This is a genomic window from Duganella sp. SG902 (assembly GCF_013376005.1).
Classification (GTDB): domain Bacteria; phylum Pseudomonadota; class Gammaproteobacteria; order Burkholderiales; family Burkholderiaceae_D; genus Rugamonas.
In genome coordinates, this window is the sequence record NZ_JABMJK010000005.1 from 134,917 (window position 1) to 156,485 (window position 21,569).

Consider the following 21,569-nt stretch of genomic DNA (forward strand, 5'->3'; position numbering starts at 1 on the left):
TTTTTTCATGTAAACCCGCAAAATCTTTCGTTTTGATTATAGACCGGTTTGCCGCACACTTTATATCACCAATATTAAATGCGGATGACAGGCATCATGACGAACACTAATAAAGCAATCCACACCCACGTTCCCGGCTTCCCGCGCATCGGCGCGGCGCGCGAGCTGAAATTCGCGCTGGAGCGCCACTGGCGCGGCGAGCAGGACGAGACGCAACTGGAATGCGTCGGCCGCGAGCTGCGCGCCCGCCACTGGGCCTTGCAGCGCGACGCCGGGCTGGACTTCGTGACCGTGGGCGACTTCGCCTTCTACGACCAGGTCGCCAACCATATCCAGCTGCTGGGCTGCGAGCCGGCGCGTTTCGGCTTCACGGCCGGACAGTCGCAACTGAGCCGCTATTTCACGATGGCGCGCGGCGGCGGCGCCGAGCCTGGCTGCGGCTGCGGCCACGCGCATGACGCCGCCGCGCTGGAAATGACCAAGTGGTTCGACACCAACTACCACTACCTGGTCCCGGAATTCACACCGGACACCAGCTTCAAGCTGTCCTGCGAGCGCCTGTTCGAGGAAGTGGCCGAAGCCCAGGCGCTCGGCCACGCCGTCAAGGCCGCCCTGATCGGCCCGCTGACCTTCCTGTGGCTGGGCAAGGCGCGCGGCGCGGCGGATTTCGACCGCCTTTCCCTGTTGGACCAGCTGCTGCCGGTCTACAGCCAGATACTGGACCGGCTGAAGGCCATGGGCGTGCCATGGGTGCAGGTCGACGAGCCCATCCTCGGCCTCGACCTGCCGGCCGCCTGGCGCGGCGCCTTCGAAAACAGCTACTGGCAGCTGAACCAGGTCGGCGTGCCGCTGCTGTTGGCGACCTACTTCTCGCCGCTGGAGGAAAACCTCAGCCTGGCGTGCCGCCTGCCGGTGGCCGGCCTGCACGTGGACGGCGTGCGCGCGCCGCACGAACTGACCAGCATCGCCGACTGGCTGCCGGTGCACAAGGTGCTGTCGGTCGGCATCGTCGACGGCCGCAACATCTGGCGCGCCGACCTCGACGCCGCGCTGGCCGCGCTCACGCCCATCATTGAAAAGCGCGCCGGCAAGCTGTGGCTGTCGACCTCCTGCTCGCTGCTGCACACGCCGTTCACGCTGGCGGCCGAGACCGCGCTGGACGGCGAGATCCGCAGCTGGCTGGCCTTCGCCACCGAAAAGCTGGAGGAACTGGACCTCCTCAAGCGCAGCCTGCACGGCGGCGACGTCAGCGAAGCCCTGGCCGTCTCGCGCGCCGCCATCGCCGGCCGCCGCGCCAGCCCGCGCGTGCGCCAGCCGGCCGTGCGCGAACGCCTGCAAGCGCTGCCGGCCGACGCCGACCAGCGCCGCTCGCCGTTCGCCCAGCGCCAGGCGCTGCAGCGCGCCCATTTGCGGCTGCCGGACTTCCCCACCACCACCATCGGCTCCTTCCCGCAAACGACGGCCATCCGCGGCGCCCGCGCCAGCTTCAAGCGCGGCGAGCTCAGCCTGACAGAATACGAGGCGCACATGCGCGCGGAAATCGCCCACGCCGTGCGGCGGCAGGAGGAGCTCGGCCTGGACGTGCTGGTGCACGGCGAGGCCGAACGCAACGACATGGTCGAATACTTCGGCGAACAACTGGACGGCTTCGCCTTCACACAGCTGGGCTGGGTGCAATCCTACGGCTCGCGCTGCGTCAAGCCGCCCATCATCTACGGCGACGTCCGCCGCCCGAAAGCCATGACGGTGGACTGGACCGTGCACGCGCAAAGCCTGACCGCCAAGCCGATGAAAGGCATGCTGACCGGCCCCATCACCATCCTGCAATGGTCGTTCGTGCGCGACGACCAGCCGCGCGCCGACACCGCGCTGCAAATCGCGCTGGCCATCCGCGACGAGGTGGCGGACCTGGAACAGGCCGGCATCGGCATCATCCAGATCGACGAGCCGGCCGTGCGCGAGGGCTTGCCGCTGCGCCGCGGCCGCTAGGACGGATACCTCGACTGGGCCACGCGCGCGTTCCGCGTCGCGGCCAGCGCGGTGGCGGACCAGACCCAGATCCACACCCATATGTGCTACGCCGAGTTCAACGACATCCTGCCGCAGATCGCCGCCATGGACGCCGACGTCATCACCATCGAGACCAGCCGCTCGGACATGGAACTGCTGAACGGCTTCGGCCAGTTCCGCTACCCCAACGAGATCGGCCCCGGCGTGTACGACATCCACTCGCCGCGCGTGCCGGCCCAGGCCGAGATGGTGCGCCTGCTGCAAAAGGCCAGCACGGTGATCCCGCCGGCCAACCTGTGGGTCAATCCGGACTGCGGCCTGAAGACGCGCGGCTGGGCGGAAACCGAAACCGCCCTGCGCAACATGGTGGCCGCCGCTCGTCAGCTGCGGGCAAATTACTAGCGTGATCGGGTTCCGGCCCGCGCCGGAACGCCGTAACGCCGCATTTTTACAGTAGAATGCTGGTGCCCGCGCATGCGCGCGTGGATAACCACTGATACTGTCGCCCATGTCCAAGAGCCTGTTTCAAAAGCCCATAGAAATCAAGATTTCCACCGTCGTCGCCGTCTCCGCCATTCTGTCGACGGCCGACAGCATCGCTCTCGACGCCGCGCTGGCTGAAATGACCGGCGGCACCGCCGACTTCTTCGAGGACGACCTGACCGTGATCGACGTCGCCGCCCTGCCGTCCGGCTGCGGCCAGATCGACTGGGCCGGCCTGATCGCCCTGCTGAAGAAATACCGCCTGAACCCGGTCGCGGTGCGCAACGCGCCGCCCGAGCTGGCCGCCGAGATCGCCGCCCACGGCCTGACGCTGGAACCGGCCAACGCCAAGCGCGAAGAGGCCGAGCCGACGCCCGCGCCCAAGCCGGCCCCCGCGCCGGTGGCGGTGAGCGCCGCCCAGGCCCAGCCGCCGGCGCCGGCCAGCAACGGCACCGACGTCATGATCATCGACACCCCGGTGCGCGCCGGCCAGCGCATCTACGCGCGCGGCTGCGACCTGGTGGTCACCGCCGTGGTCAACAACGGCGCCGAGATCATCGCCGACGGCAGCATCCACGTGTACAACACGCTCAACGGCCGGGCCCTGGCCGGCGCCTCGGGCAACGCCCAGGCCCGCATCTTCGCCATGAGCATGGCGCCGGAACTGGTCTCGATCGCCGGCGTCTACCGCACGTTCGAGGATGGTTTCCCAACGGAATATGCACGCGCGCCGGCGCAAATTCGCTTGGTCGGCGACCGAATCGATATACTATCTGTCAATACTGCCAACCGCGCTTAAGCACACCTCTCTGAAAAGGATTATTCGTGGCAAGAATTATTGTTGTAACGTCCGGCAAGGGCGGTGTAGGTAAAACCACTTCCAGCGCCAGCTTCTCGACCGGGCTGGCCATGCGCGGTCACAAGACCGCCGTCATCGACTTCGACGTCGGCCTGCGCAACCTGGACCTGATCATGGGCTGCGAGCGCCGCGTGGTGTACGACCTGATCAACGTCATCAACAAGGAAGCGACCCTGACCCAGGCGCTGATCAAGGACAAGCACTGCGACAACCTGTTCATCCTGCCGGCCTCGCAGACGCGCGACAAGGATGCGCTGTCGGAAGACGGCGTGGAAGAAGTGCTGCACGAGCTGATCAACATGGGCTTCGAGTTCATCATCTGCGACTCGCCGGCCGGCATCGAGCACGGCGCGCTGATGGCGCTGACCTTCGCCGATGAGGCCATCATCGTCACCAACCCGGAAGTGTCGTCGGTGCGCGACTCGGACCGCATCCTCGGCATCATCCAGGCCAAGTCGCGCCGCGCCCAGACCGGCGGCGAGCCGGTCAAGGAGCACCTGCTGATCACCCGCTACTCGCCCAAGCGCGTGGAAGCGGACGAGATGCTGTCGTACCAGGACGTGCAGGAAATCCTGCGCATTCCCCTGATCGGCATCATTCCGGAATCGGAACAAGTGCTGCATGCTTCGAACCAGGGCAACCCGGCCATTCACTTCAAGGGCACCGACGTGGCGGAGGCGTACGAGGACGTGGTCTCGCGCTTCCTCGGCCAGGAAATGCCGCTGCGCTTTATCACCTATGAAAAGCCGGGCCTGCTGCAGCGTATCTTTGGGAGCAAGTAATCATGGCACTGCTTTCTTTCCTGTTTCCGCCTAAACCGAAAACCGCCACCGCGGCCAAGGAGCGGCTGCAGATCATCATCGCGCGCGAGCGCAACGGCCGCGCCGGTCCGGACTTCCTGCCGGCCCTGCACAAGGAACTGATCGAGGTGATCTCCAAGTACACCAAGGTCAACGCCGACGACATCAAGATCTCGCTGGACCGCCAGGGCAACCTGGAGGTGCTCGACGTCAACGTGGTGCTGCCGGACGCCTAAGCCTGCGACGGCCGGTGCACGCCGGCCGCCAACAACTCCCGCGCCACCCTGGCGCAGGCATCCACGTGCTGGTAGCCGATCTGGCGGAAGGCCAAAAAGCCGATGCCGGCCGAGGCCAGCTGCCCGGCCAGCGGCACCAGCTTGCCGGCCTGGCGCGCCACCGCCTTGAAGCCGGTCTTGCGCAGCAGCTGCAGCACCACCTCCCGCGTCACCAGCTTCCCGACCAGCATGCCGCCGACGCCGATCGCCGCCTCATAGGCGATCAGGCGGAACTTGGGCTGCAGGCGCTCGATCTGCTGCTCGGACAGGCCGAATTCCTGGTTGATGTCGTCGATCAACAGCGCGAACAGGCGCAGGTCCGACACCACGTCCAGCCCCGGGATCGGCACCGCCGCCACCCCGGCCGACACTATGGCGCGCCGCCGCACCAGCTGGCGGCAACGTTCGCGCACGCTGGCAATGTCACGTTCCGAGCCCGGCACCAGGGTCCAATTTGTGTCTTTTTTGCTGCTCATGCGCACTCCCGGCCCGCGTTGGGCATTCTTTCCATTTTTCAACTTCTACATTGAACTCAGCGTTTTTCCAGTGTACCGTGTAATGAATGTGCTGAATGTGCGGGCCCGCACGGGGAAATGCAAGCATTGATAGAGAATCAATTATAGTATCCATAGAAAAAATAAATTAGCGGTTTTGTTAATCCTTTTGTAAATCTCTGTTATATTCAAAGTAACTTCTCTTTAACATTTTCCAGCAGGCAGCAGTATGCGAATTGCCGTACTCGATAACGACCGCAGCCAAGCCGATCTGATCTGCCAGGTGCTCACCTCGGCCGGCCACATCTGCCACAGCTTCCAGACCGCCAAGGACGTGCTGGCGCAGTTGCGCAAGGACAGTTACGACATGCTGATTCTCGACTGGCAAGTGGTCGATCTGGGCGGCGCCGAGGTGCTGCGCCGCGCCAAGGAAAAGCTGCCGGACAACGCGCCGGTGCTGTTCCTGACCACAAGCTCCGGCGAGGACGATATCGTGGCCGGCCTGGCCGCCGGCGCCGACGATTACATGATCAAGCCGCTGCGCCGCAGCGAGATGGTGGCCCGGGTGCAAGCACTGTTGCGCCGCGCCTATCCCGCGCAAAACGGCGCCGAATCGCTGCAATTCGGCCAATATGTGTTCGAAACCCGCCCCGGCCGCCTGCTGATGGATGGCATAGTGTTGGATGTAACCCACAAAGAGTTCTACCTGGCACTGTTATTTTTCCGCAACATCGGCCGCCCGCTGTCGCGCGCCTACATTCACGAGGCGGTCTGGATCCGCGAGACGGCCGTGCCGTCGCGCACCATGGACACCCACGTTTCCCGCGTCCGCAACAAGTTGCAACTGAAGCCGGAGAACGGCTTCCGCCTGGTGCCGGTCTACAGCTACGGTTACCGCCTGGAAAAGCTCGGCGCCTGAGTCCCTTGCCGTGGTCACGGTATAATGACCGCATAATTATTGCCTGGACCCGAAATGCAGCTGCTTGCCGTCGGCCTCAACCACACCACCGCACCGGTCTCGCTCCGCGAGCAGCTGGCGTTCGCCCCTGAGCAGCTGGGCCAGGCGGTGATGGCGGCGCGCTCGTGGTTCGAGCGCATCGACCATCGCGGTTCCGACGAGGCGGCCATCCTCTCGACCTGCAACCGCACCGAGCTGTACGCCGCCAGCACCGTGCCCGATCCGCTCGACGCCGGCGCCCATTTCCTGGCCGATTTCCACCGGCTCAACTACGCCGAGCTGCGCCCGCACCTGTACATGCTGCCGCAGCACGACGCCGTGCGCCACACCTTCCGCGTCGCCTCCGGGCTCGATTCGATGGTGTTGGGCGAAACCCAGATCCTCGGCCAGATCAAGGACGCCATCCGCACCGCCGACGAGGCGGGCGGCCTGGGCACCTATCTGCACCAGCTGTTCCAGCGCTCGTTCGCGGTGGCCAAGGAGGTGCGCAGCACCACCGAGATCGGCGCCCACAGCGTCTCGATGGCGGCCGCCGCCGTGCGCCTGTCGCAGCGCATCTTCGACAAGATCTCCGAGCAGAACGTGCTGTTCATCGGCGCCGGCGAGATGATCGAACTGTGCGCCACCCACTTCGCGGCGCAGAATCCGAAAACCATCACCATCGCCAACCGCACGCTGGAACGCGGCGAGGCGCTGGCGCACCGCTTCGGCGGCCGCGCCATCCGCCTGGCCGACCTGCAGGACAAGCTGCACCAGTACGACATCGTGATTTCCTGCACCGCCTCCTCGCTGCCGCTGATCGGCCTGGGGATGGTGGAGCGCGCCATCAAGGCGCGCCGCCACAAGCCGATGTTCATGGTCGACCTGGCCGTGCCGCGCGACATCGAGCCGGAGGTGGCGCGCCTCAACGACGCCTTCCTGTACACGGTCGACGACCTCGGCAAGGTGGTCCAGACCGGCATGGAAAACCGCCAGGCCGCCGTCGCCCAGGCCGAGGCCATCATTGAAACCCGCGTGCAGTCATTCATGCACTGGATCGACGACCGCGCCGTGGTGCCGGTGATCCAGCACCTGCAGGAAAACGGCGAGGCGCTGCGCCAGATGGAACTGGAGCGCGCGCGCAAGATGCTGGCCCGGGGCGAGGACGTCGACGCCGTGCTGGAAGCCCTGTCCAAGGGCCTCACCGCGAAGTTCATGCACGGTCCGCAGCAGGCGCTGCACCGCGCGCAGGGCGAGGAACGCGCCCAACTGGCCGAGCTGCTGCCCCAGATGTTCCGCGGCCGCCGTTAGCGGCCACCTCCCCGCTCCATCCGCATCCGCCCGCCACCGGCGCGGCATCCCTCACTTATTAAGAACACGCTATGAAACCATCCATGCTGGCCAAGCTCGATCAACTGGCGAACCGCCTGGTCGAACTCGATGAATTGCTGATGTCCGAAGGCGCCACCGATAACATGGACGCCTACCGCAAGATGAACCGCGAGCACGCCGAGATCGGCCCGCTGGTGGCGGTCTACAAGTCCTACCAGGAGGCGCTGGGCGACATCGAGGCGGCGCAGGAAATGCTGGGCGATCCCGACATGAAGGAATTCGCGCAGGAGGAAATCGAGGCGGCCAAGGCCCGCACCGCCGAACTGGACCTGGAACTGCAGAAAATGCTGCTGCCGAAGGACGCCAACGACGAGCGCAACATCTTCCTCGAAATCCGCGCCGGCACCGGCGGCGACGAATCGGCGCTGTTCGCCGGCGACCTGCTGCGCATGTACACCCGCTACGCCGAACGCAACCGCTGGCAGGTGGAGATGGTGTCGGAGTCGCCGTCCGACCTGGGCGGCTACCGCGAGGTGATCGTGCGCCTGGTCGGCAACGGCGTGTACTCCAAGCTGAAATTCGAATCGGGCGGCCACCGCGTGCAGCGCGTGCCGGCCACCGAAACCCAGGGCCGCATCCACACCTCGGCCTGCACGGTGGCGGTGATGCCGGAGGCGGACGAGGTGGAGGACGTCAACATCAACCCGTCCGAGCTGCGCATCGACACCTTCCGCGCCTCGGGCGCCGGCGGCCAGCACATCAACAAGACCGATTCCGCCGTGCGCATCACCCACCTGCCGACCGGCATCGTGGTCGAGTGCCAGGACGACCGCTCGCAGCACAAGAACAAGGCCCAGGCCATGAAGGTGCTGGCCACCCGCATCAAGGACGTGCAGCTGCGCGAGCAGCAGGCCAAGGAGGCGGCCACCCGCAAGAGCCTGATCGGCTCGGGCGACCGCAGCGAACGGATCCGCACCTACAACTACCCGCAGGGCCGCATGACCGACCACCGCATCAACCTGACCTTGTACAAGCTGGACTTCATCATGGACGGCGACCTCAATGAACTGGTCAACGCGCTGACCACCGAGCACCAGGCCGAGCTGCTGGCGGCGCTCGGTGATTAAGAGGGGCCTAAGGCTGAAATAGCAACTTTGTGCGAGAATGCCCCGATTCTTCCAAGGACCCCGCTCATGATACATACCCGCTCCCTGCTGATGTCCATCGCCATCGCCGCCTTCGGCCTGATCGGCGTCGCCCTGTATTTGCAGCACGGGCTGGACATGCTGCCTTGCCCGCTGTGCGTGATCCAGCGCTACCTGTTCCTCGCCATCGGCGTGCTCGCGCTGATCGGCGCCTACAGCGGCAAGCCGAAGGCGCTGGCCGGCGTCGGCCTGCTGGCGGCGCTGGGCGGCCTGTTCACCGCCGGCAAACACCTGTGGGTGCTGGCGCATCCCGGCCTGTCCTGCGGCATCGATCCGATGGAGACCTTCCTCAACAAGATCCCGACCGCGACCTACCTGCCCTTCCTGTTCAAGGCCGACGGCCTGTGCGAGGACGCGCTGGCGCCGTGGTTCGGCCTGGCGATTCCGCAATGGTCGTTCCTGTGGTTCGGCCTGTTCACGCTGGCGCTGGGCTGGCTGCTGATCCGCCGCGTCAAATGAGCGCCACCATCGCATCCCTGCAAAGGCAGTCCGTGCTGGATGCGCTGGATAACCGCGTGCTGCTGTGCCACGCGCTGGGCCTGAACCGCATCGCCCTCATCACCCAGTCGGAACGCGTGCTGACGGCGGAAGAGTCGCAACGCTTCGCCGCGCTGGTGCAACGCCGCCTGGCCGGCGAGCCGATCGCCTACATCGTCGGCCAGCGCGAATTCTTCGGCCTGCCGTTTGAAGTCAACGGCGCCGTGCTGATCCCGCGTCCCGACACCGAACTGCTGGTCGAGCTGACGCTGGACCGCCTGCCCTTCAAGGGCCGCGTGCTGGACATGGGCACCGGCAGCGGCGCCATCGCCGTCGCGCTGGCGCACACGCGCAAGGACGCCGACGTCACCGCGCTCGACGTCAGCGCCGACGCGCTGGCGGTGGCGCGGCGCAACGCCGCCAACAACGGCGCCCGCGTCAGCTTCCTGCAAAGCGACTGGTACGCCGCGCTGGCCGGGGCCAACGCCGCGCCGTTCGACGTCATCGCCTCCAACCCGCCCTACATCGCCAGCGGCGACCGTCATTTGTCCGAGGGGGATTTGCGCTACGAACCGGTGGGCGCGCTGACCGACCACGCGGACGGCCTGTCGGCGCTGCGCGTCATCATCGCCGGCGCGCCACAACACCTCAAGCCGCAGGGCTGGCTGCTGATGGAGCATGGTTACGATCAGGCGGCGGCCGTGCGCGCGCTGCTGTCCGACACCGGCTACGGGGAAGTGCAAAGCTGGCGCGACCTGGCCGGCATCGAGCGCGTGAGCGGCGGCCGCCTCAAAACCTGATTTCCAGCCGGCGGCGCAAGGCCGACAGCAGCATCGACGCCGGCGCCGGCTTGTACATCACCTCGACAAAATCCTCCGGCCGCGCGGGCGGCAGCAAGGTATGCAGCAGCACCGGCGGCGCCTCCTCGCGCGGCCACAGGTCCCACACGCTTTCGTCGGAGCACAGGATCAGCGCGGGATCGCGGTCGCCCGGCTCGTACTGCACATCGAATTCCGCGCTTTCCAGGATCTCGCTCAGATAATCCTGCATCGGCTGGTGCGGTTCCAGCAGCAGGATGACGTGGCCGGCGCCGAACGGCTCCGGCCAGTCGAAATGCGGTGTCGGCGGCATGGCGTCCCGCTCTTCCGCCAACGGCGCGCGGATCGCAAAACGCAAGCTTTCGCCACTCTGCCGCAAGATGCCGCCCATGGCGCGCACCAGATGCGCCGCCACCATCACGCCGGGCAGGATGCGGTCGTCGGCCAGCGACGCGCTCACCTCGCACCACGGTCCATCCGCCTGGCCGGCCTGGAACGCCAGCTCCACCGTGCCCGGGAAACGCCGCGCCTTCAGCGCCAACTGCCCTCCCGCATGCTCGCGGATGCGCGCCATCACCTGTGCCAGGCGCCGCCCATCGAGCAGCGCCAGCCCCGGCAGCTCGGCGCGGTCGTGCGACACATGCTGCATCAGGGCATGCAGATAGGCCGGCGCCAGCGCCAGTTCCGGCGTCTGCAGCTCGAAGCGGGCACACTCCTGCAAGTCGGACAGCCACTCCAGCTGTCGCCGCGCCTCGCCTTCCAGCGCGTGCAGGTCGGCAAAACCGGTACTGGCGCTGGTGGCAATGCGCGCCAGCGGCGCCCGCAGGTCTTGGTTCAGCGCCGCCAGCAGGCGCGCGCGGATCTGGGCAGCAGTGGTGGTCTCCATAGCGCTCCCGTTCAGGAATGTGATCCATTATTGCACCAACCGGGGCCGTGTGCGGCATTTGTTAAAATGCTCTTTTTGCCGCCTTCCGGCGAGTTCGGCCAATTTCGGTTAATCTCAGCACCAATAATTTTTTGCTGCACCAGAAAGGATTTCAAATTGCCAACTCTTTTGACACGACGCCTGGCCCTGTTGGCCGATGAAAAGCACCGCGCCGTGCTGGCTGGCGGCTTGCGCGGCATCGAGCGGGAGACCTTGCGTGTGGACCGCGCCGGCCATCTGGCGCACACGCCGCATCCGGTGGCCATGGGTTCGGCCCTGACGCATCCGCAAATCACCACCGATTACGCTGAAACCCTGCTGGAATTCATTACCCCGGCCGAGAAGGACATCGCCGACACCGTCGCCAAGCTGGACGGCATCCACCGCTACGCCTACAGCAAGCTGGGCGACGAGCTGCTGTGGAGCCAGTCCATGCCATGCCAGCTGCCGCCGGAAGAAGAGATCGAAATCGCCTGGTACGGCACCTCCAACCTCGGCACCCTGAAACACGTGTACCGTCGCGGCCTGGCGCTGCGCTATGGCAAGGCCATGCAATGCATCGCCGGCATCCACTACAACTACTCGCTGGACGAGCGCCTGTGGCGCGTGCTGGCGGAAAATGAAGTGAGCGGCAAGCGCCTGACGCCGCGCTCCTTCCAGTCCGAGGCCTACCTCGCCACCATCCGCAACTTCCGCCGCTACAGCTGGCTGCTGATGTATTTGTTCGGCGCCTCGCCGGTGCTGTCGAGCGGCTTCCTGCGCGGCCGTCCGCACAAGCTGGAGACGCTGTCCGACGACACGCTCTACCTGCCCTACGCCACCAGCCTGCGCATGAGCGACCTCGGTTACCAGAACGACGCGCAGTCGGGCCTGAGCCCGCACGAGAACTGCCTGGACAGCTACGTCGCGGCGCTGACCAAGGCCGTCAACCAGCCTTACGAACCGTACGCCAAACTGGGCACCAAGCGCGATGGCGAATGGATCCAGCTCAGCACCAACGTGCTGCAGATCGAGAACGAGTACTACTCCACCATCCGTCCCAAGCGCGTGATCCAGACCGGCGAGCGTCCGATCCAGGCGCTTTGCGCGCGCGGCGTGCAGTACATCGAAGTGCGCTGCATGGACGTCGATCCGTTCGAGCCGGTCGGCATCAGCGTCGCCACCGGCCGCTTCCTCGACGCCTTCCTGCTGTTCTGCGCGCTGGAGGAAAGCCCGGCCATCACGCCGGAACAAGGCGCGGTCTACACCGAAAACTTCGCGCGCACCGTGAAGGAAGGCCGCCGTCCGGGCCTGACGCTGCGCAACGGCGACACCGAGGTGGCGCTGCCGGTGTGGGGCGCGGAACTGCTGGAGCGGATTCGCCCGGTGGCGGCGCTGCTCGACACGCTGCGCGGCGACAGCGCCCACGCCGACGCGCTGGCGGCGCAAGCGGCCAAGCTGGCCGATCCCGAACTGACGCCATCGGCCAGGGTGCTGGCGGCGCTGCGCGCCAACGGCAAATCGTTCGCCGCCTTCGGACTGGCGCAAAGCGAAAAGCACGCGGCCTATTTCCGCAGCCATCCGCCCACCGCCGAGGAAGCGGCCTACTTCGACAACCTGGCCGCCATCTCGCTGGCCGAGCAGGCGGAGATGGAAGCGGCGCCGCAATCCAACTTCGACGACTACGTGGCGGCCTACCGCGCCTCCAACCTGTGCCAGTCGCGCCAGGACTGTGACTGATCCACATGCTGACCTTCTACAACGAACAGCACGCGCAGCACCGTGGCCGCCACGAGTTCTTTCGCGGCGAGCAGGTGCCCTGCTTTGAAAAGCCGGAGCGTGCCGATTCGGTGTTGGCGGAACTGGGCCGGCGCGGCCTGGGCCGCATCGTCACGCCGCATGGCGTGCCGTTGATGTCGCTGGAACGCGTCCACACGCCGCGCTACCTGCACTTCCTGCGCAACGCGTGGAATGAATGGGTGGCGCTGGACCCGGCCAATGCGCAGAAGGACGCCTTTCCCTCGGTGTGGCCGGTGCGCACGCTGCGCAGCGACGTCGAGCCGGAAAACTTCGCCGCGCGCATGGGCCTGTACTCGATGGACAGCGGCACGCCGCTGACAGCCGGCACCTGGACCGCCGCCAAGACCGGCGCCGATTGCGCGGTGAACGCGGCGCACGCGCTGCGGCTCGGCGAACGCGGCACCTTTGTCCTCAGCCGTCCGCCGGGCCACCACGCCGGCGCCGACTTCTTCGGCGGCTACTGCTTCCTGAACAACGCCGCGCTGGCGGCGCAGCACCTGCTGGACGATGGCGCGCGCAAGGTCGCCATCATCGACATCGACTACCACCACGGCAACGGCACGCAGAGCATCTTTTACCAGCGCGACGATGTGCTGTTCATTTCCATCCACGCCGACCCGCGCGGCGAATACCCGTTCTACCTCGGCCACGCCGATGAACGCGGCGAAGGCGCCGGCATGGGCTACAACCTGAACCTGCCGCTTGCGGCGGGCAGCAGCGCGCAGGCCTGGTTCTCGGCGCTGGAGACCGCCTGCATCCGCATCGGCAGCTTCGCGCCGGACGCGCTGGTGGTGTCGCTGGGCGTGGACACATTCGCCGGCGACCCGCTGTCGCGCTTCAAGCTGCAAAGCGCGGACTACCTGAAAGTGGGCGAGCGCCTGGCCTGGCTCAACGTGCCGACTGCCTTCATCTTCGAGGGCGGCTACGCGGTGAAGGAACTGGGCGTCAACGTGGTCAACGTGCTTGAGGGCTACGAGACAGCGCTTTGAACACGTAGTCGGTCAGCAGCTTCTCGCTGATGGCGTGCGGCTGGCGCACCTGGAAATTGGTGGTGGTGATGACTACCACCGAGCGCTGCTCGGGCAGCACCAACACCTTGTTGCCGCCGCTGCCGGACATCATGGCCGCGCGCCAGACCTGCCCATCCTGCTTGAAGCGCTTGAGCCACCACAGATAGCCGTAGTCGGTGTCGTCATCGACCTGCGCGTGCGGCGACAGTGATTGCCTGACCCATTCCGCCGACACCACGCGCTTGCCTTCCCACACGCCGCCGTTCAAGTACAACTCGCCCAGCTTGAGCCAGTCACGGCTGCGCAGCTGGAGGCCGCCGCCGGTCATGGCCGGGCCGGTGGGCGTGTATTGCCACTTCAATTTCGTGATGCCCAGTGGACCGAACAAGGTGCGCGCCGCGAATTGATCGACTTTTTCGCCGGTGGCTTTTTCCAACACGGGGCCCAGCATGGTGGGGCCGGCGGTGCAGTAGGAGAAGCTGCGGCCGTGCGGCGAGTCCTTCGGCTTGGTGACCCAGTCGGCGAAGCCGCGTATCGGCAGGTCCATCGCGAACTGGGTCCAGTCCTCCAGCAAATACATGGCTTCCTCGTTCCCGCGCGAGAACTGGTTCTGGTCATCGCACTCCAGCAGGGAACTCATGGTAAGGAAATCCTCGACCGTGATTTTCTCCTTGCGCGGATCGGGATAGCGCACCGGATGCTTCTCCGGGAAGAAGCCGAACACCGGCGTGCCGGGCTTCAGCTTGCCCTGGTCGATGGCGATCCCCACCAGCATGTCGGTGACGCTCTTGCCGACCGAGCGCGTGTTGCGCAGGCCCTCGGCGCCGTCGTTGTCGAAATAGGATTCGTGTACCAGCTTGTCGTCCTGCGAGATCAGGACGCTGGTGATTTGCTTGAAATCGCCCTTGCGGATGGCGGCGTCCATGTCGGACAGGGGATCGGCCGCCGCGGCGGCCGTGCATACGACAAAAACCAGAGGGAGAAACTTACGCATCATCGCAGCTCCAATCAAGTTAGTTCAAATCAGTATACATCGCGCCGGTAGCGCCCCTCTTCCGTCAGTTGCTCCAGTTGTGGGCGGCCGAGGATGTCGGCCAGCGCCGCATCCACACCGCCGGCCATGCCTTGCAGGCTGCCGCAGACAAAGATGGCGGCGCCGTCGCTGATCCATGCGCGCAGCGTGTCGGCACGCTCGCGCAGGCGATCCTGCACATAGCCGCCGTCCGCATCGCGCGAGTAGACCAGATCCAGCTCCGGCAGGAAGCCGCGCGCGCGCCATCCCTGGATTTCCTCGGCGCAGATCGCGTCATAGGCTTGCTGGCGCTCGCCGAAGATCAGCCAGTTGCGCTGCACGTTCTCCAGTGCGCGCGCGCGCAAGTGCGAACGTAGGCCGGCGATGCCGGAACCGTTGCCGATGTAGATGGCGGGCGCCGGCCGCGGATACGCATCGAAGGCCGGATTGGCGATCAGGCGCACGCGCACTTCGTCGCCGATCATGGCTTGCGCGGTCAGCCAGCCGGAGGCCAGGCCCAGCCCCTGCTCGCCGCGCACTTGGCGTACCACCAGCTGCATGCTGCCGTCCTGCGCGATGGAGGCCAGCGAATAACGGCGCGGCGCAACGTCCTTGCCGTAATGGCCTGGCCAGATGTCGACCAATGCGCCCGGACGCCAGCCCGCGCCCACCGGACCGTCCAGCGTGATCTCATACAGCGGCAAGCCGATGCTGCCAGGATTGAGCAGGGTGCGGCCGGTCAAGCGCCAGCTGTCATAGTCGCTGTCGTCCGCTCCCGCGTTGAGCGAGACCTCGGCCGCGTCATGCCCCATCAGGCCGCGCAGCGCGCTGCCCCAGCGCGCCAATGCGCCGGCATCGCCGTTGTCGACTTCAATGATCGGATGCAGCGGCTGCGCGCCCATGAACGCCAGGCGCTGGTCCAGCGTGCGGCCGAAGCCGCAGAACTGCGCGTAATTGCGGTCGCCCAGCGCCAGAACGGCGTACTGCACGTGCTTGAGTTCTTCCCTTGCCGCGAGCAGCAGACGGCTGAAGCGGCGCGCGCTGTCGGGCGGCTCGCCCTCGCCGAAACTGCTGGCGACGAACAGCGCGCGGCGATACTTGCCCAGCTGCGGCGGCGTGAGTTTTTCCAGCGACTGCACGTGCACCGCGACGCCAGCTTTCTGCAAGGCCGCCGCGCTTTGCAGCGCCACGCGCTCCGCCTGGCCGGTCTGGCTGGCGTAGGCCATCAGCACCGGGTCGTCGCCGGCATCGACCGGCGGCGCAGCTGCGGCCAATCGTGCGCGCTCGTCCCGCGCGATGCGCTTCTGCTTGCGGCGATCGAGATACAGCATCCAGCCGGTGATGCCAAAGCCGGGCAGCGCCAGCGCGGCGATGAACACAATCAGCTGGCCCGCCACACCGAAGTAGGTGCCGATGTGCAGCGGGTAGATGGTCGACTGGAAGCGCGCACCCAGCGGCTTGTCGTTGTACAGCTCATGCTTCACCAAAGCGCCGGTCTGCTGGTTGATCGTCATGCTGCTGCGCGCACGCACGTGCGTCGCATCCTTGGCCACCCACAGGATCTGCAGCGGCGCGTTGGCGCGCTCCGGCGGCCGCAGGAACGCCATCTGCCAGTTCGGCGCGTTCTTCTGGAAGGTCTCCCAGCTTAGCGTCAGGTCGGCCGGTTCCGCCTTGGCCGGCTTGGCGGCTTTCGGTTTTGACGTGGTCTCGCGCGGCGGACGCATTGTGCCCATCCAGCCGTCGGCCATGTCGCGGATCGGCTCGAAGGCCCAGTACACGCCGGAGGCGGTGAACATCAGGAACACCACCATCACCCAGGTGCCCACCACCGAGTGCAAGCCCCACAGGAAGGAGCGGCCCTTCATGCGCGTGTCGAAGGTGAGCCAGGTGCGCCAGTCCCACAGGCGGCGCGGCCAGCGCAGATACAGCCCGGTCAACGCAAGGCCCATCAGGCAGAACGCCAGCGTGCCGCTGACCATCTTGCCGGGATCGCGCGGCAGCAGCAGGAAGCGGTGCAGCTGTTCGGTCCATTCGAAGAAGTCCTCACCGGCCAGCTCCGGCAGCAGCGCGCCGGTGTACGGATTGAAGTAAATCGTTTCGCCCTTGCGCTGGCCCGGCGGCGGCGCAAGGCCGACGCGCGCGCTGGAGCCCGGCGTATCGTAGAAGATGATGCTGGTCACGCGTTCGTGCGGCCGGGCCGCCTGCGCCGCCAGCATGATTTGCTGCGGTCCCAGCGTCGCCAAGTCCTGCACCGCGACGTTGCGCACGCCGGGGTTGATCGCATCCAGTATCTGTTCGCGGAACGCGAGGATGGCGCCGGTCAGGCCGATCACCATCAGGACCGTGCCTGCGGTGATGCCGACAAACCAATGCAGCTGGAACCAGAGCTTTTTCACAGGTCGACCTTCATGCTCAATTTGATCAGGCGCGGCGCGCCGGAAGCGAGGCGCGTGCCGGCGCCGGCCCAGTATTGTTTGTTGGCGACGTTGTCGATATTCGCCTGCCACACCATGTTCTTGTACGCATAGCGCGCGCCCACGCTGAACAGCGTGACGCCACCCAGGAACGCCTGATTCAGATCGTTGACCGGACGGCGGCCGGTGTAATACGCGCCGCCGTTGAACGACAGGCCCGGCGCCAGTTCATACGACAGGAAAGCGCTGCCGGTCTGTTTGGACGCGTTCTCCGGCAGCTTGCCGTTGTAGTCGGCATTGATATGGCGGAATTCAGGATCGATGAACTGCGCCGAGGTTTGCCACGACAACTGGCGCGTCAGCTTGCCCTGAGCGGACAGCTCCACACCGCGATAACGCTGTTCACCATCGGCGGTAAAGACGTTGGCGGTGTTGGTGTAATAACCGGGACGGCTGATATCGAACAGCGCGGCCTGCACCAGCGAACCGTCAGCCACGCGCCAGCGCGCGCCAACTTCCTTCTGCCGGCTGACGCCCGGCTCCATGCGCACGCCAACGTTGGCGGTGCCGGTCGGCGCGGTCTCGCCCTCCTCCAGCCCTTGCGAGGTCGAGGCGTAGAACGACAGGTCGTTATCGAGCTTGTAGATCAAGCCCGCCATCGGCGTGGTCTTGCTGACGTCATAGTGATTCGTTCCCTGGTCGCTGCGATACTGCACGCTGCGCACGCCGGCCACCGCCTGCCAGTGTGGCGAGAAGGTCAGGCGGTCGAGCGCATACACGCCACTGTCGCGCGAATCCAGCGCCGCCGTGGTGGGCGTGGTGGGGTATGCGGACACCGTGTAGCTGGTGATCGGCGCCGGGTTGTACAGGTTTTGCGCGGCGATGGTGTAGTTGGCCTGATAGATAGGATCCTGACCCTTGTCGGTGCGCGTGGCGCCGAGGGTGAGATCGTGCCGCACAGGCCCGGTGACCACCGTGCCCGCCAGTTCGGCGCGCAGCATATTTGAATCGACCACGCTATGCTGCAGGTTGCCGGTGATGCGGCCGGCGCCGGTGGCCAGTGCCGCCGCATTGGTCAGACGGAAGATGGCCAGCGAACGGTCGCGCGCGGTTTCGGAGTGGCCGGCTTCCACGGTCAGGGCCCAATCATCGCTCAACGCATAATCCGCGCGCAGCAGGACGTTTTTGGTTTCCGCCTCAAACTTCGCCCAGTCCGGGCCAATCAGGCGCTTGGGATCCACCGCCGGCGGCAGCGTGATCACGCCTTTGACGGCGGCCGGCAAGGCGATGCCCGCCTGCTCGGTCACGCGGCGCTTGTCGTATTCCAGATCGGCCTTCAGCAGCAGGCGCGAACTCACGCGCCAGTCCAGCGCCGCCGAAGCGAACTTGCGGTTGCCGTTGCCGACGTTGTCCATATAAGAGCCCAGCGTGCCGCCGGCCGCGTTGACGCGCACGCCCACGTCGCCAAAGCGGCGCGCCACGTCGGCGGTGGCGACCGCGCTGCCGTTCTGGTCGACCGTCAGCCCCACCGTGCTGACCGGCGTGGCGCCGGCGCGCTTGGTGACGAAGTTGACCACGCCGGCCGGCGAAGTGAAGCCGTAATACAGCGCGGTGGCGCCCTTCAGCACCTCCACCCGCTCCTTGTCCTCCATCGGCACCTGCGAGAAGTTCATGATCGGCAGCGAGCCGTTCAAGCGGTAGTTGGTGCGGTTCTCCACCGCGATGCCGCGGATGACCAGCTGGTCCCAGGTCTCGCCGCCGTTCTGCTGGCGCGTGACGCCGGCGGTGTTGCGCAACGCGTCGTACAAGCCGCCGGCCGCCTGCAATTCCAGCACCTCGCGCGTGACCACGTTGACGGTGGATGGCACGTCCATGATGTCGGCGCCACGGAAGCTGCCGGCCTCCACGGTCTTCGGCGCGAAGCCGTCCGCCCGCGCGGCCGTCACCTTGACGGCCTGCAGGACCTGCTCATCCTCCTGCGCGAACGCGGGAAAGGCGGCAAACAGGGCGAGGTACAGCGGTAGTGGACGAAATGACATGGAACGCGAAGATAAAAGAATCGATGCGCACCATTCTATAGATAATGCGAATCATTATCAATTACTTGCCACCATCCCTCGCCGTCTAATTTGGAAACATGCCATCAATGGCGAGATCATGCCTGCACAACGAACGATCCGCTTGGGTACTGGCCGCATATGAAGTCAACGAACGCCCGAACTTTGGGGCTCTGCAGACGGCGGGAGGTGTGCAGCACCCACAGCTCGGTTTCATCGCCGGCGGTTCCCCAGGACACCAGTTCGCCTTTCTCCAGCAGGCTGCCGATGATGGAACGCGGCAGCATCGCCACGCCCGCGCCGGCGACGACCGCGTCCCGCACCGTCAGCAGCGATGACAGGCGCAGCACCGGTTGCGGCTCAACGGTGAGCTGGCCGTCATGGACGGACCAGATTTCGCCGTCGCGAAAAGTCGGCATCACGACGGCCGGGACCCGGAAAGCCTGGTCACTTTCGACTGGCATGGGAACGGAGGGAGCGGCGGCGAGGATCAACTGGTCACGGGCGAAACACCTGCCCACCAGTACGCTGTCCTTGCTGGGATTGATGCGGATGGCGACGTCGAAATGCTCGTCGACCAGGTTGGCCAAACGATCCTCGGACACGGCTTCGATCTGCACCTCGGGGTAGATGGCCTGGAAGGCTGCGGCCAGCCGCCCCAGCGCGACCTGCGAGAACAGCAGCGGCGCGGCGATACGCAGGCGGCCTCTCGGAGTCAGGAGCCCATCGCGCGCCGCCGCCACCGCCTCCGCCACCTCACGCATCGGGCCCTCGACCCTGGCGCGCAGCAACTGCCCGGCTTCGGTCAGCTCCAGGCTGCGGCTGCCTCGCTCGATCAGGCGGATGCCCAGGGCCTCCTCCAGATCGGCGATGCGGCGCGACAAGGTCGCTTTGGACCGGCCACTAGCGCGGCTGGCTCGTCCGAAGCCGCCATGAACGGCGACCAGTTGAAAATCCTCCAGCGCGTTGAGATCCATACCTGTCCCATATCTGACACAAATGGCGTTAGTTTATAGCCTTTGTTTTAGATATGAAACCGGCACTTGATCATTCCCGCTTCAGGCTGCGGGGGCGATTTCGGTAGCAAAGCCGCGATAGGTGTGCAGCGGCCGCCCCAGGATGCGGGTCAGGCGCTCGACGTCGCCGGCCTCGGGGATCATGCCGTCGGTGACATAGCGCTCCGCCATCAGGCGCATCTCATAGGCCATCCACTTTGGCATGAAATTCGCCAGGTTTTGCTCGAAGCCGGATGGGTCATCACCGCCATAGGCCACCGGACGTCCCAGTACATCCGACCAGATCGCGGCCACTTCCGTACCGGTCAGCGTGTCCGGACCAACCAGGTTGATGGTTTCGACAGGCAGCTTGCCCGGGGCTTGCGCGCGGCGGATCAGCTCGATTGCGGCTACCTCGGCGATGTCGCGGGCATCGACCATCGCCACCCCTTTGCTGCCGATCGGCATTGGGTAAAGGTTGTAGTTGAAAATGACGTCCTTCACCATGTGCTCGTTGTCGATGAAGTACGACGGGCGCAGGATGGTGGCGCTGAAACCCATCTGTTCAATCATGCGCTCGGCGCCCAGCTTGACGGCGAAGTGCGGCACGTTGACGAAGCGGTCGCTGTGCAGCACGGACAGATAGACCAGCCGTTCCACACCCGATTCACGCGCGATGTTCAGGGTAATCAGCGCCTGGGTGAACTCGTCGCCGGCCACGGCGTTGAGCAGAAACAGCGCGTTCACCCCTTTGAAAGCGGCGCGCAACGAGTCGATATCGAGCAGGTCGCCCTGAACCACTTCCACACCGGCCGGAAAGTTGGCCTTCGAGGGGTCGCGGACGAGGACGCGCACATTGGCGCCGCGTTTGACGAGTTGTTGCACAACTTGGCTGCCAACGCGGCCGGTGCCGCCAGTAACGAGAATAGTCATGATAGTTTTCCTTGGGTTTGGTTGAAAAGACAGGTTCATAGTATCGGTATCATTTATGGTCCGATAGCCCTACGAACGAGACGGATCGTCCCAAAAACAAAACACCCTCCTCATCACAAAATTTTTAAATAAATCGCTTGCCATTAGATCGTACACTATGTATAGTACGTACATGGGCGCTGCAAACAGCGCAAGCTGTAGTAGATTAGCAAGCTGTTATACCCTAAGGTAGATAGCAAGCGATTGAATAGCAAACTAAACTTTCGCAGTATTCACTCACTGAAAGGAATCATCATGTCGCTCGAAAAAGTCCTGTACACCGCACACGCTAAAACCACCGGCGGCCGCGAAGGCCAATCCGCTTCGTCGGATGGCAAACTGACCGTGAAACTGAGCACGCCGAAGGAACTGGGCGGCGGCGGCGGCGACGGCACCAATCCGGAACAGCTGTTCGCCTCGGGCTATGCGGCCTGCTTCATCGGCGCCATGAAATTCGTCGGCGGCCGTGACAAGATCGCCGTGCCGGCCGACCTGTCGGTGGAAACCTCGGTGGGCATCGGTCCTATCCCGACCGGCTTCGGCATCCAGGTGGAGCACAAAATCTCGCTGCCTGGCCTGGACCGCGAAACCGCGCAAAAACTGGTCGACGCGGCGCACATCGTGTGCCCATACTCGAACGCCACCCGCGGCAACATCGACGTTACCCTGACCATCGTCTGATTTCACATACAATCATCGCTTTGATCCCCAACGA

At 65.4% G+C, this 21,569-nt stretch carries 18 protein-coding genes and 1 pseudogene; 12 read left to right on the top strand and 7 right to left on the bottom strand.

Features of this window, described 5'->3' with window-relative positions; genetic code table 11:
• Positions 1–96 precede the first annotated feature (96 nt).
• The 4 genes and pseudogenes from metE to minE all read left to right on the top strand — a co-directional run bounded on the left by metE (position 97) and on the right by minE (position 4,388).
• A pseudogene (gene metE / locus FHW83_RS12645) lies at positions 97–2,412 on the top strand (5-methyltetrahydropteroyltriglutamate--homocysteine S-methyltransferase).
• A 106-nt stretch (positions 2,413–2,518) separates the two neighbouring features.
• Positions 2,519–3,292 carry a septum site-determining protein MinC gene (minC, locus tag FHW83_RS12650; protein ID WP_176646713.1) on the top strand — a complete coding sequence of 258 codons (774 nt, stop codon included), beginning with the start codon at positions 2,519–2,521 and terminating at the stop codon, positions 3,290–3,292.
• A gap of 26 nt (positions 3,293–3,318) precedes the next feature.
• On the top strand, positions 3,319–4,134 hold the full coding sequence (gene minD / locus FHW83_RS12655) for a septum site-determining protein MinD (protein ID WP_176646714.1): 816 nt from the start codon (positions 3,319–3,321) through the stop codon (positions 4,132–4,134).
• Between the two features lie 2 nt (positions 4,135–4,136).
• Entirely contained in the window at positions 4,137–4,388 is a 252-nt protein-coding gene (minE, locus tag FHW83_RS12660; protein ID WP_154377244.1) for a cell division topological specificity factor MinE, read from the top strand.
• Here the strand turns inward: minE and FHW83_RS12665 are convergent.
• The gene (locus tag FHW83_RS12665) at positions 4,385–4,903 is read right to left on the bottom strand and encodes a hypothetical protein (RefSeq protein WP_176646715.1); all 519 of its coding nucleotides are present in this window, start codon (positions 4,901–4,903) and stop codon (positions 4,385–4,387) included. The genes minE and FHW83_RS12665 overlap by 4 nt on opposite strands.
• Before the next feature lie 247 nt (positions 4,904–5,150).
• On the opposite strand from FHW83_RS12665, the gene FHW83_RS12670 reads away from it, so the two are divergent.
• The 5 genes from FHW83_RS12670 (at position 5,151) to prmC (ending at position 9,672) form a co-directional block, all read left to right on the top strand.
• Positions 5,151–5,840, top strand: coding sequence for a response regulator transcription factor (locus tag FHW83_RS12670; RefSeq protein ID WP_176646716.1), 690 nt, complete (start codon positions 5,151–5,153; stop codon positions 5,838–5,840).
• A gap of 54 nt (positions 5,841–5,894) precedes the next feature.
• Positions 5,895–7,169 (top strand): glutamyl-tRNA reductase, encoded by a 1,275-nt coding sequence (hemA, locus tag FHW83_RS12675; protein ID WP_176646717.1) that lies wholly within the window; start codon positions 5,895–5,897, stop codon positions 7,167–7,169.
• Positions 7,170–7,240: 71 nt separating this feature from the next.
• Positions 7,241–8,317 (top strand): peptide chain release factor 1, encoded by a 1,077-nt coding sequence (gene prfA, locus FHW83_RS12680; RefSeq protein WP_176646718.1) that lies wholly within the window; start codon positions 7,241–7,243, stop codon positions 8,315–8,317.
• 66 nt (positions 8,318–8,383) lie between these two features.
• A complete protein-coding gene (locus FHW83_RS12685; protein WP_176646719.1) occupies positions 8,384–8,854 on the top strand; it encodes a disulfide bond formation protein B in 471 nt (156 codons plus the stop codon).
• The gene (prmC, locus tag FHW83_RS12690; protein ID WP_176646720.1) at positions 8,851–9,672 is read left to right on the top strand and encodes a peptide chain release factor N(5)-glutamine methyltransferase; all 822 of its coding nucleotides are present in this window, start codon (positions 8,851–8,853) and stop codon (positions 9,670–9,672) included. The genes FHW83_RS12685 and prmC overlap by 4 nt, the downstream gene beginning before the upstream one ends.
• Here prmC and FHW83_RS12695 read toward each other — a convergent pair.
• A complete protein-coding gene (locus FHW83_RS12695; protein ID WP_176646721.1) occupies positions 9,662–10,576 on the bottom strand; it encodes a hypothetical protein in 915 nt (304 codons plus the stop codon). The two genes, prmC and FHW83_RS12695, sit on opposite strands and share 11 nt — an antisense overlap.
• A gap of 156 nt (positions 10,577–10,732) precedes the next feature.
• Between FHW83_RS12695 and gshA the strand changes: the two genes are divergently transcribed.
• Both gshA and FHW83_RS12705 read left to right on the top strand, forming a co-directional pair.
• Positions 10,733–12,334 carry a glutamate--cysteine ligase gene (gshA, locus tag FHW83_RS12700; protein ID WP_176646722.1) on the top strand — a complete coding sequence of 534 codons (1,602 nt, stop codon included), beginning with the start codon at positions 10,733–10,735 and terminating at the stop codon, positions 12,332–12,334.
• A 5-nt stretch (positions 12,335–12,339) separates the two neighbouring features.
• The gene (locus FHW83_RS12705) at positions 12,340–13,383 is read left to right on the top strand and encodes a histone deacetylase family protein (protein ID WP_176646723.1); all 1,044 of its coding nucleotides are present in this window, start codon (positions 12,340–12,342) and stop codon (positions 13,381–13,383) included.
• On the opposite strand, the gene FHW83_RS12710 is transcribed toward FHW83_RS12705, so the two are convergent.
• The 5 genes from FHW83_RS12710 to FHW83_RS12730 form a co-directional block, all read right to left on the bottom strand.
• Positions 13,349–14,401 (bottom strand): serine hydrolase, encoded by a 1,053-nt coding sequence (locus FHW83_RS12710; RefSeq protein WP_218106260.1) that lies wholly within the window; start codon positions 14,399–14,401, stop codon positions 13,349–13,351. The two genes, FHW83_RS12705 and FHW83_RS12710, sit on opposite strands and share 35 nt — an antisense overlap.
• Before the next feature lie 26 nt (positions 14,402–14,427).
• Positions 14,428–16,812, bottom strand: coding sequence for a sulfite reductase flavoprotein subunit alpha (locus FHW83_RS12715; protein ID WP_176646724.1), 2,385 nt, complete (start codon positions 16,810–16,812; stop codon positions 14,428–14,430).
• Positions 16,809–18,869, bottom strand: a complete 2,061-nt coding sequence (locus FHW83_RS12720; RefSeq protein WP_176646725.1) for a TonB-dependent siderophore receptor — start codon at positions 18,867–18,869, stop codon at positions 16,809–16,811. The genes FHW83_RS12715 and FHW83_RS12720 overlap by 4 nt, the downstream gene beginning before the upstream one ends.
• Before the next feature lie 116 nt (positions 18,870–18,985).
• Entirely contained in the window at positions 18,986–19,864 is an 879-nt protein-coding gene (locus FHW83_RS12725; protein WP_176646726.1) for a LysR family transcriptional regulator, read from the bottom strand.
• 81 nt (positions 19,865–19,945) lie between these two features.
• Positions 19,946–20,815, bottom strand: a complete 870-nt coding sequence (locus FHW83_RS12730) for an SDR family oxidoreductase (RefSeq protein ID WP_176646727.1) — start codon at positions 20,813–20,815, stop codon at positions 19,946–19,948.
• Positions 20,816–21,109: 294 nt separating this feature from the next.
• On the opposite strand from FHW83_RS12730, the gene FHW83_RS12735 reads away from it, so the two are divergent.
• The gene (locus FHW83_RS12735; RefSeq protein ID WP_176646728.1) at positions 21,110–21,535 is read left to right on the top strand and encodes an organic hydroperoxide resistance protein; all 426 of its coding nucleotides are present in this window, start codon (positions 21,110–21,112) and stop codon (positions 21,533–21,535) included.
• The last annotated feature ends 34 nt before the right edge of the window (positions 21,536–21,569 follow it).

Excerpts from the sequence above, each read along its gene's own strand:
- minC (WP_176646713.1), top strand. The coding sequence starts at position 2,519 with ATGTCCAAGAGCCTGTTTCAAAAGCCCATAGAAATCAAGATTTCCACC.
- minE (WP_154377244.1), top strand. The coding sequence starts at position 4,137 with ATGGCACTGCTTTCTTTCCTGTTTCCGCCTAAACCGAAAACCGCCACC.
- FHW83_RS12665 (WP_176646715.1), bottom strand. The coding sequence starts at position 4,903 with ATGAGCAGCAAAAAAGACACAAATTGGACCCTGGTGCCGGGCTCGGAA.
- FHW83_RS12670 (WP_176646716.1), top strand. The coding sequence starts at position 5,151 with ATGCGAATTGCCGTACTCGATAACGACCGCAGCCAAGCCGATCTGATC.
- hemA (WP_176646717.1), top strand. The coding sequence starts at position 5,895 with ATGCAGCTGCTTGCCGTCGGCCTCAACCACACCACCGCACCGGTCTCG.
- prfA (WP_176646718.1), top strand. The coding sequence starts at position 7,241 with ATGAAACCATCCATGCTGGCCAAGCTCGATCAACTGGCGAACCGCCTG.
- FHW83_RS12685 (WP_176646719.1), top strand. The coding sequence starts at position 8,384 with ATGATACATACCCGCTCCCTGCTGATGTCCATCGCCATCGCCGCCTTC.
- prmC (WP_176646720.1), top strand. The coding sequence starts at position 8,851 with ATGAGCGCCACCATCGCATCCCTGCAAAGGCAGTCCGTGCTGGATGCG.
- FHW83_RS12695 (WP_176646721.1), bottom strand. The coding sequence starts at position 10,576 with ATGGAGACCACCACTGCTGCCCAGATCCGCGCGCGCCTGCTGGCGGCG.
- FHW83_RS12705 (WP_176646723.1), top strand. The coding sequence starts at position 12,340 with ATGCTGACCTTCTACAACGAACAGCACGCGCAGCACCGTGGCCGCCAC.
- FHW83_RS12710 (WP_218106260.1), bottom strand. The coding sequence starts at position 14,401 with ATGATGCGTAAGTTTCTCCCTCTGGTTTTTGTCGTATGCACGGCCGCC.
- FHW83_RS12720 (WP_176646725.1), bottom strand. The coding sequence starts at position 18,869 with ATGTCATTTCGTCCACTACCGCTGTACCTCGCCCTGTTTGCCGCCTTT.
- FHW83_RS12725 (WP_176646726.1), bottom strand. The coding sequence starts at position 19,864 with ATGGATCTCAACGCGCTGGAGGATTTTCAACTGGTCGCCGTTCATGGC.
- FHW83_RS12730 (WP_176646727.1), bottom strand. The coding sequence starts at position 20,815 with ATGACTATTCTCGTTACTGGCGGCACCGGCCGCGTTGGCAGCCAAGTT.
- FHW83_RS12735 (WP_176646728.1), top strand. The coding sequence starts at position 21,110 with ATGTCGCTCGAAAAAGTCCTGTACACCGCACACGCTAAAACCACCGGC.